A 16,005-nucleotide genomic window follows, 5' to 3' on the forward strand; every position below is an offset into this window, starting at 1 on the left:
GTAGCGGCGGCACGTTCGGACTTTGGAGGGCGAGAGCCATGTCGATCTGTCGGGCGGTTGTGTGGGTTGCCGTCGTGATGACCTCGGTCTCTGCGGTTCGGGCCCAGATGGTCGATCGCGCCATCCCGTGGTTCCCGAACTGGGAGAACCCGCCCTGCCACCCGCTTGAACTCACACCCGACGGCTCGCTCCTGCTGGTCGTGAACACACCGGACGCCCGGCTGGAGGTCTTCGACGCTCGTGGCGCTGCACCTTCGTGGATCGGTTCGATTCCGGTCGGGATCGACCCCGTGACGGTTCGCGCCCGGACGGCAAGCGAGGCCTGGGTCGTCAACCACGTCTCTGACACGATCAGCATCGTGGACCTGAACACGATGACGGTCGTGCAGACGATCGACACCGACGACGAGCCGTACGACGTGGTCTTCGCGGGCAATCCTCCACGGGCTTTCGTGACCTGCTCCCAGGCCGACCTTGTGCAGGTCTTCGACCCGCTGAATCCGTCCACACCGATCACGCAGGTGCCGATCCTCGGTGAGGATCCGCGAGCGATGGCCGTCAGCCCCGACGGCTCGACGGTCTACGTTGCCATCTTCGAATCCGGCAACGGATCGACGCTGCTCGGCGGAGGCATCGAGGTCTTCACGACGCTCGACTTCCCACCGAACGTCGTGAACCATCCGAGCGGACCCTACGGTGGGCTGAATCCGCCCCCGAACTCGGGCAACGGGTTTGAGCCGCCGCTGAATCCGAACCTGCCGCCGCCGCCGGGGGTCGGACTGATCGTGAAGAAGGACGATCATGGCCGATGGCGGGATGACAACGGCACGGATTGGACCGAGTTTGTCTCAGGCTCTTCGGCCGCGCTCTCGGGCCGACCGGTCGGATGGGACGTTCCCGACCGCGACCTTGCGGTGATCGATGCGAACTCGCTCTCGGTCAGTTATGTGCGACGGCTGATGAACGTCTGCATGGCGATCGGCGTGAATCCTGCCACGGGTGTCGTCACGGTCGTCGGTACGGACGCGATCAACGAAATCCGGTTCGAGCCGAACGTGGCGGGCCGGTTCGTGCGAGTTCACGCCGCGATGGTCGATCCCGCCGCGCCGGATTCGCCGTGGATCGTCGATCTCAATCCGCACCTGGACTATTCGACCAACCGTGTGCCGATGATGGAGCGCGTGCGCTCGGTCGGCGATCCGCGCGCCATCGTCTGGCGGGCCGACGGCTCGGTCGGCTACGTCGCGGGCATGGGGTCGAACAACCTCATCGTCATCGACCCGGCGGGCAACAGGGCGGGCCTTGGGGACACGATCCCCGTTGGAGCGGGCCCCGCGGGGCTCGCGCTCGACGAGTCGCGCGGCGTTCTGTATGTCCTCAACCGCTTCGAGGGCACGGTTTCCGTGGTCGATCTCGCCGGCGAGTCCGAGGTCGCTCGGGTTGCGTTCTTTGATCCGACGCCTTCGGTTGTGCGTCGCGGCCGCGTCCATTTGTACGACACGCACGCCACGAGCGGGCTTGGACAGGCCTCGTGCGCGTCGTGCCACGTTGACGGGCGCTTGGATCGTCTCGCGTGGGATCTCGGCAACCCGGCCGGTCAGCTCGACCTGCTGAACAACCGGAACCTCGGCGCGGGGATCACGGGCCTTGCGCCGCCGACGACCCCGCTCCCGTTCCTGCCGCACCACCCCATGAAGGGGCCGATGACGACGCAGACACTTCAGCACATCATCGGTCTTGAGCCGCACCATTGGCGCGGCGACCGCGACGGCATCGAGCAGTTCAATCCCGCATTCGTGGGTCTGAACGGCGCGGACGGCCCGCTGACGCCGCAGCAGATGCAGGACTTCGAGGACTTTCTGGCGACGATCCAGTTTCCACCCAACCCGTTCCGCAATGCCGACAACACGCTTCCGACGAACCTGCCTCTGCCGGGTCACTACACGCCGGGGCGGTTCGCGCCGGCCGGCCAGCCGTTGCCGAACGGGAATGCCGTCGCGGGGCGAGACCTGTACCGCTCGACCGCGCGTCGTCTCGACCAGGGCGTGTTCGCCTGCGTGACGTGCCATACGCTGCCCACCGGCGCGGGGCCGGACGTGACCTGGCAGGGCAATCAGTTCGTGCAGATTCCGCCCGGCCCGCTCGGCGAGCGCCACCTCGCCCTCGTCTCCGTGGACGGCACCACCAACCGCTCCACGAAGATCCCTCACCTGCGGAACCTGCACGAAAAGGTCGGTATGGAAATGACGAAGACTGAAAGCCTCGCGGGGTTCGGCTTCCTGCATGACGGCAGCATCGACTCGCTCGCCCGGTTTGTCGCGGAGCCGGCCTTCAACGTGCAGAACGACCAGGAGATCGCCAACCTGGTCGCCTTCATGCTCTGCCTCTCCGGTTCGGACCTGCCCCCGGGTTCCCCCAACAACATGCTCGTTCCGCCGGGGCCGCCGAGCCTCGACACCCACGCGGCAGTGGGGATGCAGGTGACGGTCAGGGACTCGGGCGACACGAGCGCCATCATCCGTCTCACGCAACTGCGAGCGCTCGTGGACGCTTCGCCTCGCATCGGCATGGTCGCCAAGGGCCGCGTCGGCGGGGAGCAGCGGGGCTGGCAGTACTTGGGCGCGGGCAACTTCCAGTCCGACCGCGCGTCGCAGCAGCACACGTCGGGCGACCTCGTGTCGATGGCGCAGCCCGGTGGTGGGGAAGTCACGTTCACGATCGTTGTCGCCGGGTCGGCCGCACGTCTCGGCATCGACCGCGATCGCGACGGCTGGTTCGACCGCGACGAGATTGACGTCTGCACCGACCCGGCGGACGGCGGCACGTTCCCCGGCGGCCAAGGCAGCCCGGACGTGAACGGCGACCTCGTCATCAACACGATCGACGTCGTTGTCTACCTCAACGCCTTCGTAGCGGCCGATGCGCTCGCGGACTTCAACCGGGATGGCGTCGTCAACACGATCGACTTCATTTCGTTCCTGAACGCGTGGTCCGCGGGCTGCCCGTAGCCGTGCGTGTTCGTGGAACGTCCGCTACGAACGCACGCCGACCGCGGCGATCGCTTGGCCTCCCCGAGCCGCCCTCGGCGGCGCTACCCGTGCTATCCTGATCCCGCTGGCGCTCCGCACCCGCGTTGGGATGGCGGACGCGCCGGACTTCAATCGTTCCGGAGGTTCAGATGAGCGCGAAGTCACTTCTGACGGTCGTGGGCGTGGTCGCAGTGTCGTGTTCGTTCGCTCTCGGCCAGGCGACGCAGGACGGCAAGCCCGCGGCGGTGAAACCGCCCGCGCAGCCCGAGCAGGCACTTCCTGGCGGGATGAGCGAAGCGGACATGCAGGCGTGCATCGAGGCCGCCACGCCCGGCAAGATGCACGAGTACCTCGTGCAGGGCGTCGGCACGTGGGCGGGCAAGGTCACCATGTGGATGGCGCCGGGGACCGAGCCTTCGGTGAGCACGTGCACGACCACAATCACCTCGATCATGGACGGGCGGTTCATCAAGGTCGAGACCGCCGGTGAGATGCCCGGCATGGGGCCGTTCATGGGCTTCGGACTCACGGGCTACGACAACGTCTCGCAGAAGTTCCAGAGCACGTGGATCGACAACTTCGGCACCGGCATGATGACCGGAAGCGGCGAGCTCGATACCGACGGTAAGACGCTCAGCTGGAAGTTCATCTACAACTGTCCGATTACCAAGAAGCCCACCATCATGCGGGAGGTCGAGCGGCGCACCGGCAAGGACACGATGACGCTCGAGATGTTCGGGCCGGACCCCGCCACAGGCAAGGAGTTCAAGATGATGGAGATCGCGTACACGCGCGCTCCCGCCGCCGCACCTCGCACCATCTCCGGCTCGACCCGCTGACCGGGCTGCGCTCGCGCATTCGCGCGCGACATCCACGCAGGACACGCCGCCCCGCGTCCGTTCCCACGGCGCGGGGCGTTTCATTCCCTTCCGCATCCCGCCCCGCGGGGCTGCCTCCGACCCGTATACTCCCCGCCCGATGACGATCGTCGCGCTCGGCATCCTGGCCTTCGTCGCCGTCCAGCTCGGCATCGGCGTCTGGGCGTCGCGGCGAATCGCCTCCGGCGACGACTATCTCGTCGCGGGCAGGCGTCTGGGCGTTGGGCTTGCCGGCTTCTCCATCTTTGCAACGTGGTTCGCTGCCGAGAGCATCATGGGTGCGTCCGCCTCCATCGCTGCGGACGGCCTCGCCGGCGGCCGGGCCGACCCGCTCGGTTACGGGATATGCCTGCTGCTGCTCGGTTTCTTCTTCGCGGCCCGCATGAGAAGGACGGAGAGCGCGACGCTCGCCGAGGTTTTCCGCGGGCGCTACGGCGTCGGAGCGGAACGTATCGCCGCACTCGTCATGATCCCGACATCTCTCATCTGGGGCGCGGCCCAGATCAAGGCCTTCGGCCACGTTCTCGCATTTGAAACGCCGCTCGCCGTGGACGGCGCAATCATCGTCGCCGCCGTGCTCGTCATCACCTACACGCTCCTGGGCGGTCTTCTCGGCGACGTCATCACCGATGCCGTGCAGGGTTCGATCGTCCTCGTCGGCGTGCTGGCGATGGCGGTCGCTCTCGTGATGCGATTCGGCGGGCCGGCCGAGGCCGTCGCCATGATCGAACCCACGCAACTCGCGCTCGTGCCCGCCGGCGAGTCGATCTGGACGAGGCTCGACACCTGGCTCGTGCCGGTCATCGGCGCGCTGATCGTGCAGGAGACGGCGTCACGGGTTCTCGCATGCCGAACCGCGACCGTCGCGCGCAACGCCGCTCTCATGGGCGGAGGCCTGTATCTGGTCTTCGGCGCGGTGCCGGTCGTCATCGGCCTGCTCGGCGCACACCTCGGCATGGACCTCTCTGAGGACGCGCAGGACTCGTTCATCCCGGTGGCCGCGCGAGAACTGCTGCACCCCGTCGTCTACGTGGTGTTCGTCGGCGCGCTGGTCTCCGCGATTCTCTCGACCGTCGATTCCACAATCCTCGCCATCGGCGCCCTGGTCTCGAACGACCTGCTCCCCGCGCGCATGATGACGCAGCGTCGCCGGCTCGTCGCGGCGAGGCTCGTCGTCGTCCTGTCGGGCGTCGCGTGCTGCCTCATCGCCCTTCGAGGGACGAGCATCCTCGACCTCGTCATGGAGAGCGATTCGTTCGGTACCGCGGGCATCGCCGTCGTCGGCGTGATGGGCCTGCTGACCGGCTTCGGCGGCCTGTGGGCGGCCTCGGCGACGCTCATCGTCGGCATCGCCAGCGCGCTGGTGTTCAACTACCTCTTCCCGATCGACGCGCCGTTCATGGCGTCGCTCGGATGCTCCGCGGGGACGTTCTTCGTCATCGGGTTGGCGGAAAAAAGGCGCGGAAAGGGGTGTCGGGCGCCCCGTGGCGGCACCGCCGCCGATGTCGGCTGACCGGGAAAGCGGGCGAAGGGACTCGAACCCTCGACATTCAGCTTGGAAGGCTGACGCTCTACCAACTGAGCTACGCCCGCAAAGGCGGAGTGATTGTACCGCGCCTGTGGTCAGCGTGCCGCCACTCGCCCGAACTGGTCGAGAATCGCCGACGCGACCCGCACCGATCCGAGGCCGGACTCGTACGGCAGGCGCACCCACGGCACCCCCCGCGATCGACACGACTCGACGACCGCGTCCGTCTGCGAGTGGCTCAGCCACCGTGTCACCAGCACAAGGTCAGGGCGCGCCGCCGCGATCCGGGAGCCGAGGTCCGCGTTCGACTTGTCGGCCTGAGCCTCCACGCGAGTTACTTCCTCAAGGTCGAAGTCCCGCTCCAGGCGTTGGCGCTGCGCCGGGTAGTCCAGCCCGCCCGCGATCGCCATGCGCTTGATTCCTCGGCGCTGCAGGAGCGCGGCCGCCTCGGCGACGATCGGTTCGAGCGGCGCGTCTGTTGCCGAGTCATCCGTTTGTATGCTCGACTCAGCGCGCGCGCGCGCGTGCGCCAGAGCCTCGGTGAACTCGGGGGACGCGTTCACGCCGGGATCGAGCACGCCCACGGCTGGAGCCAAGGCCCGCATCAATCGGCCCTCATTCGTTCGCACACCGAGCGAGACGGCCCCGCGTACGAGCTCGTCCATCCGCTGCACTTCGTCAGGGGCGGGCAGCGGTTCGGTCGCGATGCGCTCCGCCTTGTACCTGAGGTTGTCGAGGATCTTTTGAACCTTCAGCGATGACTCGAGCGCGGCGAGTTCGGCCTTCAGCGCGGCCTTGACGGCGGCGGCATCAGCGGGGTCCGCCACGTCGTCGCGGCGCATGTACCGCTCGACCAGGATGCCGCAGCGTTCCTCCGACGTGAGCGTGCGGAGCCAGCGGAACATCGCCAGCTGATCCGTGTCCACTTCGTCCCGGTGCTCATCGACGAAGCGCCGGATGGCGGACTGCGACTGGGCCATCAGGGCGAAGTGCCGTTCAAGGTCGCCGCCAGGACGGATGCGCCCCGCCTTGTCGAGTGCTCGCCCCAGTTCGGCCGCGATGGCGAGCGCTTCGTACGCCAATACTCCGAGCGCGAGGCGTTCCGGATCACGCCGCTTCGGGTCGAACATCCACAAGTCGCCGGGGGTAGCGCCGGTCTCGCGCACGCGATCGATCTGCGCCATCAGCCGCTCGGCTGCCGCGCCGGGTGGCGCAGCGCACGCCTGTGCTTTGAGCGTCGCCGACCGCCGCACCAGTTCGAGATCGGGCAGGTCCGCCGTTGTCACCGGCGCGCTACGCGGCGCGGGCGGGTGGGTCATGATCGGCGAAGGCTCAGGTCGGTCGATCGGCCTCACTGCGTGGACGGTGCTTCCCTGCAGCACCGTCTCGACCGGGTCCGAATCGCCGATACGGAACTCCAAAACCTGCTTCGGACCCCGGATCTGCTCCTTTGGCTGCACAACCTGCACTACGGGTTTCGACTCCGGAGCCTGGGTCTCGCGCGGGGGCGCGGCGGTCGTCGGCGCGAACAGTAAACCGGCCACGCGCTGGGCCGCCCGCTTCAACTCGGCGTCGGATTCCAACGCATCCGCTATCGCATTCAAGAGTGTCTTGAGAACGCCCGTTACGTTTTTTTGCTCGCTCATTGCACCATCCTAATCTTAGCGCTGGGGTTCAACTTCCTGCATCATCTCGCGACTTCATGTACACGTGCACGCGCGCGCAGCGCAAGGAATAGCGGGATTTCGCCGCGGGCACGATTCTCCTCGTCAGCCCTCGGCCCCGGCCGGCTCACGCGGCGGCTGATCCACTCATCGACCGAGTCGATCATGAATCCCGCATCCGCCAGCCGCGCCGCGTACCAGCCCACGGGTCGGAGGAAGGTCGGTGTCGTGATGGCCTGCGCCCCCGCGGCCGTGCCGCCAGGGTTCATCACGATCTCGCGTCTTTCAAGCGAGAGATAGGCGTCCACCCGGCGATACTGCCTGGCAGAGCCGTCGGGAGCCTTGTCCCACCCCCATGCCGTGCGACCGGGGGCGCGAAACGCGGGGTGCAGCACCACGACGACCAGCGGCGCTGCGGGCTTCAGCAGCATGGCGCATCCCCGCAGCAGCGGCTCGACGGGGTCGATGTTCATCAGTGCCATCACGCACGCTGCCGCATCGAAGGAGGCCGGCCCGCCGAGGTCGTCGATCATCCCGGGCAGTTCCCTGGCGTCCGCGACCAGGAACTGTCCCAGGGGCCCCGACCGCGCGGTCGCGGCCTCGATCAGCCGCTGCGAGGCGTCTATGCCGACGGTCTGCATGCCCCGTTCATTCAAGAGTCTCGACAGCACGCCCTGGCCGCAAGCCACGTCCAGAACTCGCGCCCCAGCCGCACATCCGAGGAGACGGAAGGTGCCGGGAAGGATGACTTGCTCATAGTGGTCGCTGCCTCGCTCGGCGATCAGTTCGTCGTACCACTCCGCGACATCCTCCCAGCCGACGTTGGCACTCCCGGTGCGGGAGTCTCGCTCGGCCGCACTCTCGTCGCCCACGGCACGCCGGAACTCGGGCGGCGGAGGGCTGCTGAACCGGACCGATTGCTTCGTTCCAGGGTGCGTGAACGACAACTCGGCGATGTGCAGCCCGAGCCGGTCGATCGTCCGCCGTCCGCCCGGCTCCGGTCGCCCGTAGAGCCGGTCGCCCACAATCGGGTGGCCCAGTTCGGCCATGTGCACGCGGGCCTGATGCGGCCTGTCGGTTTCCAGGCGCAACCGCAGCAGACTCAGCCCGTTTGCACTTCGGACCAGCCGATAGTGTGTCCGCGCCGACGCGGCAGCGCGGGACGGGCCTCGGCGCGGCCCGGGCGCGGCACGCGGCCCGGAGAACTCGTCCGTCCGGATGCTGTGCCACAGCCCGTCACGGTCGCGCCGCAGCTGCGTCTGGATCGTCCCGTCGGCGGTCCCCTCACCTGCTTTCATTTCGCCGAGCACGAGGGTGTACGCAAGGCGGTCCGCTTTCCGGCTCGTGAACTCCGACTTGATCGATTCGGCAATCGGCACCGACCGCGCGAAGACCGCCAGCCCTGACGCATCGTTCTCGGGTGAATACACAAGGCGAAGTCCGCGCGCTTCGCTTCCGGCGATCGACCTTCGCAACCAGCCGATCAGCGTCGCACCGGCGGGGGGGCCGGGCGTGCCCGAGCGGCTGGGGAGCGGCGCCATGCCGGCAGGCTTGCTTACCACGATCAGGTGCTCGTCCTCGTGGATCACCGTCGGGCGGCCGACAGGGCGCGACGGCCGATCGCGCGATCCAACCGACGGTGCGCGAGCGGAACGCGGTTCCCGAGGCGCGGCCCCGCCCGGTCCCGAACGCCGAAACGCCGGGCGTCGATCCGTCGGCTCACGACCCTGCGGCATCGACCAACTCCTCGACGAGGTTCATGAGCCACCCGGCGAACTTCGCCTTGGGCATCGCCGGGCCGGCATCGCGCTCGACACCGCCGCGCAGCACGGCGACCGCCCGAACGTCCGGCGATTCCATGGTTTCGAGGGGGTTCGCGATGATCGCGTCCACCCGCTTGCGTTCGAGTTTGCGGCGGGCGGAGGAGAGCAGTTCCGCCTCCGGTTCGAGCGCGAAGCCGATCAGAATCTGCCGCGGTCGGCGCCGGGATGAGCACGCCGCGAGAAGGTCCGGGGTCGGTTCGAGTTCGATCACCATCGCCTTGTTCTCGCGTCGGAGCTTGCCCGCGAGTTGGTCCGGTGTCGTCCTGGGTCGATAATCGGCAACCGCCGCGGCCATGACGAGAGCGTCGCACGCGGGTTGCTCCTTCTCGAGCAGCGAGGCGAGATCGGCGGTGGTGCGGTAGCGGAGCGTGCGGACCCCGGATCGGCTCGGGGAAAGGTGCGTCGGACCGAGCAACAGGGTCACCCGCCAGCCGCGTGCTGCTGCCTCGTCTGCCAGCGCGACGCCGAGCCTTCCCGAAGAGCGATTGCCGATGAAGCGCACCGAGTCGATGGGTTCGTGGGTCGGGCCGGCGGTGATCAGAAGACATCGCCCGGCGGCGGGGTTTGCCTCGGTCTGGGGCACGATTCGTGTCCTGCGGGAGCGGGTCATCGGCGGAACACCCGGCCGCGCCAAGCGTATGGAACACGCCGACGAACCAGCATAGGCGGGGCGGTAGCCGCGCCTGCGGCGTTTCGGTCGGCAGGTTCTGGATCGACATCGAGTCTGTCCTGGTCAAGGAGCGTGTTCGCGGGGAGGTGTCCGCCACGGCGCTTCCGCGACACGCTACGATCGGGTGGCCGTTCCACAGCCGGTGCGGTTGAAGGGAAACGTTCGGGTCATGGCACGATCGCGGAAGAAGCTCGGTGAGATCCTGGTCGGGTGGGGCGTGACCTCTCCGGAACAGGTCGAACAGGCGGTGGGGGTGGCGCGCGGCGCGGGCAAGCGCCTGGGCGAGACGATGGTGGAGCTCGGCTTCGCCAAGGAAGAGCAGGTCGCCAAGGCCCTCGCCAACCAGTTCGGCATGGAGTTCGTTGATCTCGCCGCAAACGGCGTGGGCGACAAGATCGATATGAAACTCGTGCCCGACGACCTCGTCCGCAAGCACCTCATCCTCCCGCTGGGCAAGTCGAACGGTCGTCTGCAACTCATCATCCATGATCCGATGGACCTCGAACTGCTCGACATGCTCCGCTTCCGTCTCAACGTGGAGGTCGAGCCGAGGCTCGCGTCACGCTCGCAGATCAGGCGGTTCATCGAGGGGGCGGGCGGCGGGGCGCCGAAAGCGTCGCTGACCGCGGAGCCCAAACCGGGCGAATCGCTCGTTACCGACTCGATCGACCGCACGATCGACCGCTCCGTGGACCGCTCGGTGGACAAGTCCATCGACGTGGCGGCGGATGACGCCCCGATCGTCAAGCTGTGCAACCGGATGCTCACCGAAGCCGTCAAGATGCGGGCCTCGGACGTTCACATCGAGCCGATGGCCGACCGGGTGAGGCTGCGCTACCGCATCGACGGTGTGTGCATCGAGCGCGACAACCTGCCCAAGCGCATGCAGAACGCCCTGCTGAGCCGCACCAAGCTCATGGCGGGCATGAACATCGCCGAGCGACGAGTCCCGCAGGACGGACGCATCAAGCTCCCGGTCGACGAGCACATGATCGACTTCCGCGTGTCGGCCTGCCCGGCCTACCACGGCGAATCGGTCGTGCTCCGTATCCTGCGCCCGGACTCGGTCCGCATCGGCCTCGAAAACCTCGGCTTCGAGGCGGACAACCTCGCCGTCTTCAACCGCATCATCCGCCGTCCCAACGGCATCTTCCTCGTCACCGGACCGACCGGATCGGGCAAGACCACAACGCTCTACTCTGCGCTGGACGTGCTCAACCGCCCCGACAAGAAGATCATCACTGCCGAAGACCCGGTCGAATACAACTTCGAGGGCATCAACCAGTGTCAGGTGCGCGAGGGCATCGGCCTGACGTTCTCGGCGATCCTCCGCTCGATGCTGCGTCAGGCTCCGAATGTCATCCTTGTCGGCGAAATCCGCGATCGGGAGGTTGGTGAGATCGCCATTCAGGCAGCGCTGACCGGCCACCTCGTCTTCTCCACGCTTCACACGAACGATGCGCCGTCCGCGATCACCCGTCTCGTGGACATGGGCATCAAGCCGTTCCTCGTGGCGTCGTCGATCCAGGCAGTCATGGCCCAGCGACTGATCCGAATCCTGTGCACGAAATGCAAGAAACTCGCCGAGCCGGAAGACCTCGACCCGAAGTTCCTCCGGCTGGTCGGCCTGAAGGCCGAGGAGGCGCTCGGCAAGGCCTACAAGGCAGTGGGGTGCGAGCACTGCGTGAACACCGGGTTCCGCGGGCGGAAGGCGATCTTCGAGATGATGCAGATGAACTCGCAGATACGCGACATGGCGTTCAAGGGCGCTTCGCTCGCGGACCTGCGCCGCGCCGCCCTCGCCGCCGGCATGCGTCCGCTGGTCGGCGATGGGCGACTCAAGATTCTGGCCGGCGTGACCACGATCGACGAGATCGCCCGAGTCGCGCAGGTCGTGGATGAACAGGCCTGATGACCGGCCGCCCCGCGTGGCGTCGCCGGATGGAGCGTTCCGATGTCCACCATGCAGATCGACCGGCTGCTCGACACCGTCGTCCGTACCGGCGCCAGCGACCTTCACCTCACCGTCAACCGCACGCCCACCATCCGTCTCCACGGCCACCTGCGCAACCTCCAGACCAAGGTGCTCGACTCCGATGACATGGTCGGCCTGATGAAGTCCATCACGCCGGAACGGAACCAGCAGGAACTCCAGGAGGTCGGCGGCACGGACTTCGGCTTTGCCTACGGCGACGCGGCACGCTTCCGCGTCTCCGTCTTCCGGCAGAAGGGCGACATCGCCATCGTCCTGCGGCAGATTCCGAACAAACTGCTCACCTTCGAGCAGATCGGCCTGCCGCCCATCGTCATGGAACTCATCCGGCGGCCGCAGGGCCTCTTTCTTGTGACCGGCCCGACCGGTTCGGGCAAGACCACCTCGCTGGCGACGATGATCGACTACGTCAACACCAACCTCGACCGTCACATCGTCACGATGGAAGACCCCATCGAGTACTACCACGGGCACAAGACCTCGATCGTGAACCAGCGCGAGGTGGGCAACGACGTGCCGAGCTTCGCCGAGGCTCTCCGCCGCGTGCTCCGTTCGGACCCGGACGTGATCCTCGTCGGCGAGATGCGTGACCTCGAAACCATCGAGGCCGCAATCCGTGCCGCCGAGACGGGCCACCTGGTCTTCGCCACCCTGCACACCAACGGCGCGGCCAAGACTATCGACCGTGTCGTGGACGCTTTCCCTGTCTCCCAGCAGAACCAGGTCCGAGTCCAGCTGTCGACCGCCATGATCGCTGTCCTGAGCCAGCAGCTGCTCGCCCGGATCGATACACCTGGCCGCGTGGCGGCCTACGAATTCTTGGTGGTTACCCCGGCCATTTCCAACCTCATCCGGGATGCCAAGACCTTCCGCATCGACTCCATGATCCAGACCGGCAAGAAGTTCGGCATGCAGTTGCTGGACGACCACCTCTGGTCGCTGTACTCCAAGGGGATCATCTCGGCGGAGGAGATGATCGACAAGTCCAAGAACCCAGGCGACCTGCGCGACAAGGTCCACCGTCTCGGCAGAACTGTCGGTCGGACCGAGTGGGACACCGAGTTCGACGGCAACGAATGAGGCCAATTAGTAAGGTTTTTGTTCTGCATTCAGGGTCAGTTCTCTTGGCCCTTGTGTGTTCAAAAACCAACGAGTCGCATTGAATCAACGGGTCGTTTCCGCTTGTTCCGTCGCATCTTGGTCGGTTATTGTGTCGAATAGGGGTTCGGTCGGGGCTGATTCGAGAGAACGGTTCCGGTCGGCAGGAGTCGTGCTGTGACGGCGATTGATCCGGCAGAACTGAAAGGCAGGAAGCTTGGTCGGGTGCTGACCAAGCTCGGCCATGTGACTCGCGAGCAGGTTCACGAAGCTTTGGCGATCCAGAAGACCCGCCGGGTTCCGATCGGTCAGCTCCTGATCGAGTTGGGGTATTGCTCGGAGCGGGATGTATCCGAGGGTCTCGCTGGTCAGGCGGGCATGGCATACGTGGATCTTTCCAAGATGGAGATTCCCGAGGAAGCCCTCGCCGCGATTCCTTCTGAGAACGCGCAGACCTACCAAGTCGTTCCGATCGAGTTTAATCCGAAGAGCAAGCGGCTGAAGATCGCCCTGAAAAGCCCGGACAACTTCCGGGCCGTGGACGACCTTCGCCTGCTCATGGGCTTCAACGTGGAGGCTGTCGTCGCGGACGCGGCCGCGATCGACTCCCTCATCCAGAAGCATTACTCCAAGACCGAGTCCGTGATGGACGTGGTCTCGGGCCTGGCGGCGGACGACCGGTTCAAGGCGCTCGACAAGGGCGGGGCGTCGATCGACCTCGACGCGGTGCTTGAGGCCGCGGAGGACAACCAGGTCATCAAGCTGCTGAACCTCGTGCTGCTGCAGGCGATCAAGGACCGCGCTTCGGACATCCACTTCGAGCCGTTCGAGAACGAGTTCAAGATGCGGTACCGCATCGACGGCGTGCTGTACGAGATGGTGCCCCCTCCGAAGCATCTCGGCCCGGCGATCACCAGCCGCATCAAGGTCATGTCGCACCTGGACATCGCGGAGCGTCGCCTGCCGCAGGACGGCCGCATCGAGCTGATGGTGGGTGGGAACCCGGTGGACCTCCGCGTCGCGGTTCTGCCGACGATGTGGGGGGAGAGCGTGGTGATGCGCGTGCTGGACCGCTCGAACGTCGAGCTGAGTCTGGAGCGCATCGGCTTCCGCGAGGACGACCTGGCGCGTTTCCGCAAGCTGATCCAGAAGCCCAACGGCATCGTGATCGTGACCGGCCCGACCGGTTCGGGCAAGACAACCACGCTCTACGCTGCGCTGGCCGAACTGAACGACGTGGAGACGAAGATTCTGACGGCAGAGGATCCGGTCGAGTACGACATCGACGGTCTGTGCCAGTGCCAGATGAACGAGGAAGTGGGGTTGACGTTCGCCCGCGCTCTCCGCAGTTTCCTCCGTCAGGATCCGGACATCATTCTCGTCGGCGAGATTCGAGACCTCGAGACGGCCCAGATCGCGGTGCAGGCGTCGCTGACGGGCCACCTCGTGCTGACGACGCTGCACACGAACGACGCGCCGAGTTCGATCATCCGCCTGGTCGATCTCGGGCTGGAGGCGTTCCTGCTGACCGCGACGCTGGAGGGCATCGTGGCGCAGCGGCTGGTGCGGACGATCTGCCCGAAGTGCCGCGAGGAGTACACGCCGACGGAAGAGGAGTTGATGGAGCTCGCGTTGACGCCTGAGACGGTGCGTGGCCGCCGGTTCTTCCGGGGGCGCGGGTGCGACAACTGCCACAAGTCCGGGTTCCGGGGGCGGATGGCGCTGTTCGAGATCATGGAGATTGACGACGCGATGCGCGAACTGGTGATGCAGGAGGTGAGCACCAGCGTGTTGCGTGACCATGCGAAGCGACGCGGGATGCGTTCGCTTCGCGACGCGGGATTGCTGGCCATCTACGAGGGCCAGACGACGATCGACGAGGTGGTGCGGGAGACCATCGCCGAAGAGGACTGACGCGGCGGCGTGCGCGCGGAGGAGCGCGCACGCGCCGCCGGTCCCCGGCGGCGACGGCGGACGGGACGGACCAGCGGAGCGACAGCCATGCCGACTTTCACGTACGAAGCCCTGAACGCCTCGGGCAAGCCGCAGAAGGGCACGGTCGAGGCCGGTTCGAGCGACGAGGCCATTCAGCGCATCAAGGCGCAGGGGTACTTCCCCACATCCGTGCGAGAGCAGAAGGTCCGCAAGTCCGCCGTGGCGGGCGAGGCGGCGACGGTCAAGAAGAAGAAGAAGAGTCTCGGCATCGGGCGGGTTTCCGCCAAGCAGCTCACGGTCTTCACGCGCCAGTTGTCCACGCTGCAGGACGCGGGCCTGCCGCTGCTACGATCGCTCCAGATTCTCGAGGCCCAGGCCAAGCCGGGACCGTTGAAGAACACGCTCCTCGGCGTTTGCGAGGAGGTCGAGGGCGGTTCGTCGCTCAGCGAGGCGATGGCGAAGCACCCCCGCGCGTTCGACCGCCTCTACACGAAGATGGTGAACGCGGGCGAGATCGGCGGTGTGCTGGACGTCATTCTCCAGCGCCTCGCGGAGTTCATGGAGAAGAGCCAGCGGCTCAAGCGGCGCATCAAGGGCGCGATGGTCTACCCCGTCGTCGTCGTCAGCGTCGCCATCATCATCCTCACGTTCATCATGATGTTCATCATCCCGAAGTTCGAGGAGATTTTCACCGACTTCGGCGTGAAACTTCCCGGGATCACCGTCTGGCTCATCGAGACCAGCCGGTGGGTCGCGGGCAAGGCCAGCCCGGACCAGATGGTCCCGGGCGCGGTCTTCATCGTGGCGTTCCCCTTCGCGGCGTTTGTCTTCTGGAAGCTCATCCGCAAGGCGGGGCCGGGGCGGGCGGCGACCGACATTCTCCTGCTCTGGACGCCGGTCCTCGGCAAGCTCATCCGCAAGACCGTCATCGCGCGCTTCACGCGGACGCTCGGCACGCTCATCTCCGCGGGCGTTCCGATCCTCGAAGCCATCACGATTACCGGCGAGACCTCGGGCAACTACGTCTTCGAGAAGGCGCTGGCGAAGGTGCACGACTCGATCCGTGAAGGCGAGAGTTTCGCCGGCCCGCTCCGCGAGAGCAAGACCTGCGACGCCATCGTCGTGAACATGATCGACGTGGGCGAGGAGACGGGCGAGATGGACGCGATGCTCTTGAAGATCGCCGACACCTATGACGAGGAGGTGGACGTCGCCGTGGCCTCGCTCGTCAGCCTGCTCGAACCGCTGATGGTCGTGGTGCTGGGCGTGATGGTGGGGACGATCGTCGTCGCCATGTTCATGCCGCTGGTTGCGATGATCGAGTCGCTCCAGGGCGGCGCGGTCTGAGAACGAACCTGCGCCGGGACCGTCCGGCGGGAAGGAAGAA

The 16,005-nt window shown here is 66.5% G+C and carries 9 protein-coding genes, 1 tRNA gene and 1 pseudogene; 7 read left to right on the plus strand and 4 right to left on the minus strand.

Going from position 1 to position 16,005, the window contains the following annotated elements; genetic code table 11:
• The first annotated feature begins 38 nt into the window (after window positions 1-38).
• From FBT69_00200 to FBT69_00210, 3 genes and pseudogenes are all read left to right on the plus strand, one after another.
• A pseudogene (locus FBT69_00200) lies at window positions 39-2,795 on the plus strand (hypothetical protein).
• 383 nt (window positions 2,796-3,178) lie between these two features.
• Window positions 3,179-3,868: a DUF1579 domain-containing protein gene (locus tag FBT69_00205; protein MDL1903227.1), complete on the plus strand. Its 690-nt coding sequence runs from the start codon at window positions 3,179-3,181 to the stop codon at window positions 3,866-3,868.
• Between the two features lie 139 nt (window positions 3,869-4,007).
• A complete protein-coding gene (locus FBT69_00210) occupies window positions 4,008-5,420 on the plus strand; it encodes a sodium:solute symporter (GenBank protein MDL1903228.1) in 1,413 nt (470 codons plus the stop codon).
• A gap of 7 nt (window positions 5,421-5,427) precedes the next feature.
• Here FBT69_00210 and FBT69_00215 read toward each other — a convergent pair.
• The 4 genes from FBT69_00215 to FBT69_00230 all read right to left on the minus strand — a co-directional run bounded on the left by FBT69_00215 (window position 5,428) and on the right by FBT69_00230 (window position 9,532).
• A tRNA-Gly gene (locus tag FBT69_00215) sits at window positions 5,428-5,500 on the minus strand.
• Window positions 5,501-5,530: 30 nt separating this feature from the next.
• Complete coding sequence (locus FBT69_00220; protein MDL1903229.1) at window positions 5,531-7,081, minus strand: hypothetical protein; 1,551 nt, start codon at window positions 7,079-7,081, stop codon at window positions 5,531-5,533.
• Between the two features lie 41 nt (window positions 7,082-7,122).
• Window positions 7,123-8,835, minus strand: coding sequence for a methyltransferase domain-containing protein (locus FBT69_00225; GenBank protein MDL1903230.1), 1,713 nt, complete (start codon window positions 8,833-8,835; stop codon window positions 7,123-7,125).
• Entirely contained in the window at window positions 8,819-9,532 is a 714-nt protein-coding gene (locus tag FBT69_00230) for a phosphopantothenoylcysteine decarboxylase (protein ID MDL1903231.1), read from the minus strand. Before FBT69_00230 ends, FBT69_00225 begins: the two co-directional genes overlap by 17 nt.
• A gap of 229 nt (window positions 9,533-9,761) precedes the next feature.
• Here FBT69_00230 and FBT69_00235 point away from each other — a divergent pair, with 229 nt between their 5' ends.
• The 4 genes from FBT69_00235 (at window position 9,762) to FBT69_00250 (ending at window position 15,965) form a co-directional block, all read left to right on the plus strand.
• Window positions 9,762-11,504, plus strand: coding sequence for a type II/IV secretion system protein (locus FBT69_00235; protein ID MDL1903232.1), 1,743 nt, complete (start codon window positions 9,762-9,764; stop codon window positions 11,502-11,504).
• Window positions 11,505-11,546: 42 nt separating this feature from the next.
• Complete coding sequence (locus FBT69_00240; GenBank protein MDL1903233.1) at window positions 11,547-12,665, plus strand: type IV pilus twitching motility protein PilT; 1,119 nt, start codon at window positions 11,547-11,549, stop codon at window positions 12,663-12,665.
• A 219-nt stretch (window positions 12,666-12,884) separates the two neighbouring features.
• Window positions 12,885-14,597 (plus strand): pilus assembly protein PilB, encoded by a 1,713-nt coding sequence (locus FBT69_00245; protein ID MDL1903234.1) that lies wholly within the window; start codon window positions 12,885-12,887, stop codon window positions 14,595-14,597.
• Between the two features lie 87 nt (window positions 14,598-14,684).
• Window positions 14,685-15,965 carry a type II secretion system F family protein gene (locus tag FBT69_00250; GenBank protein ID MDL1903235.1) on the plus strand — a complete coding sequence of 427 codons (1,281 nt, stop codon included), beginning with the start codon at window positions 14,685-14,687 and terminating at the stop codon, window positions 15,963-15,965.
• The last annotated feature ends 40 nt before the right edge of the window (window positions 15,966-16,005 follow it).

Source organism: Synechococcales cyanobacterium CNB (assembly GCA_030263455.1).
Taxonomy (GTDB): domain Bacteria; phylum Planctomycetota; class Phycisphaerae; order Phycisphaerales; family UBA1924; genus CAADGN01.

Bases quoted from the DNA above. Each gene is read 5' to 3' on its own strand.
- FBT69_00220 (MDL1903229.1), bottom strand. From the start codon at position 7,081: ATGAGCGAGCAAAAAAACGTAACGGGCGTTCTCAAGACACTCTTGAAT.
- FBT69_00205 (MDL1903227.1), top strand. From the start codon at position 3,179: ATGAGCGCGAAGTCACTTCTGACGGTCGTGGGCGTGGTCGCAGTGTCG.
- FBT69_00225 (MDL1903230.1), bottom strand. From the start codon at position 8,835: ATGCCGCAGGGTCGTGAGCCGACGGATCGACGCCCGGCGTTTCGGCGT.
- FBT69_00210 (MDL1903228.1), top strand. From the start codon at position 4,008: ATGACGATCGTCGCGCTCGGCATCCTGGCCTTCGTCGCCGTCCAGCTC.
- FBT69_00230 (MDL1903231.1), bottom strand. From the start codon at position 9,532: ATGACCCGCTCCCGCAGGACACGAATCGTGCCCCAGACCGAGGCAAAC.
- FBT69_00235 (MDL1903232.1), top strand. From the start codon at position 9,762: ATGGCACGATCGCGGAAGAAGCTCGGTGAGATCCTGGTCGGGTGGGGC.
- FBT69_00250 (MDL1903235.1), top strand. From the start codon at position 14,685: ATGCCGACTTTCACGTACGAAGCCCTGAACGCCTCGGGCAAGCCGCAG.
- FBT69_00240 (MDL1903233.1), top strand. From the start codon at position 11,547: ATGTCCACCATGCAGATCGACCGGCTGCTCGACACCGTCGTCCGTACC.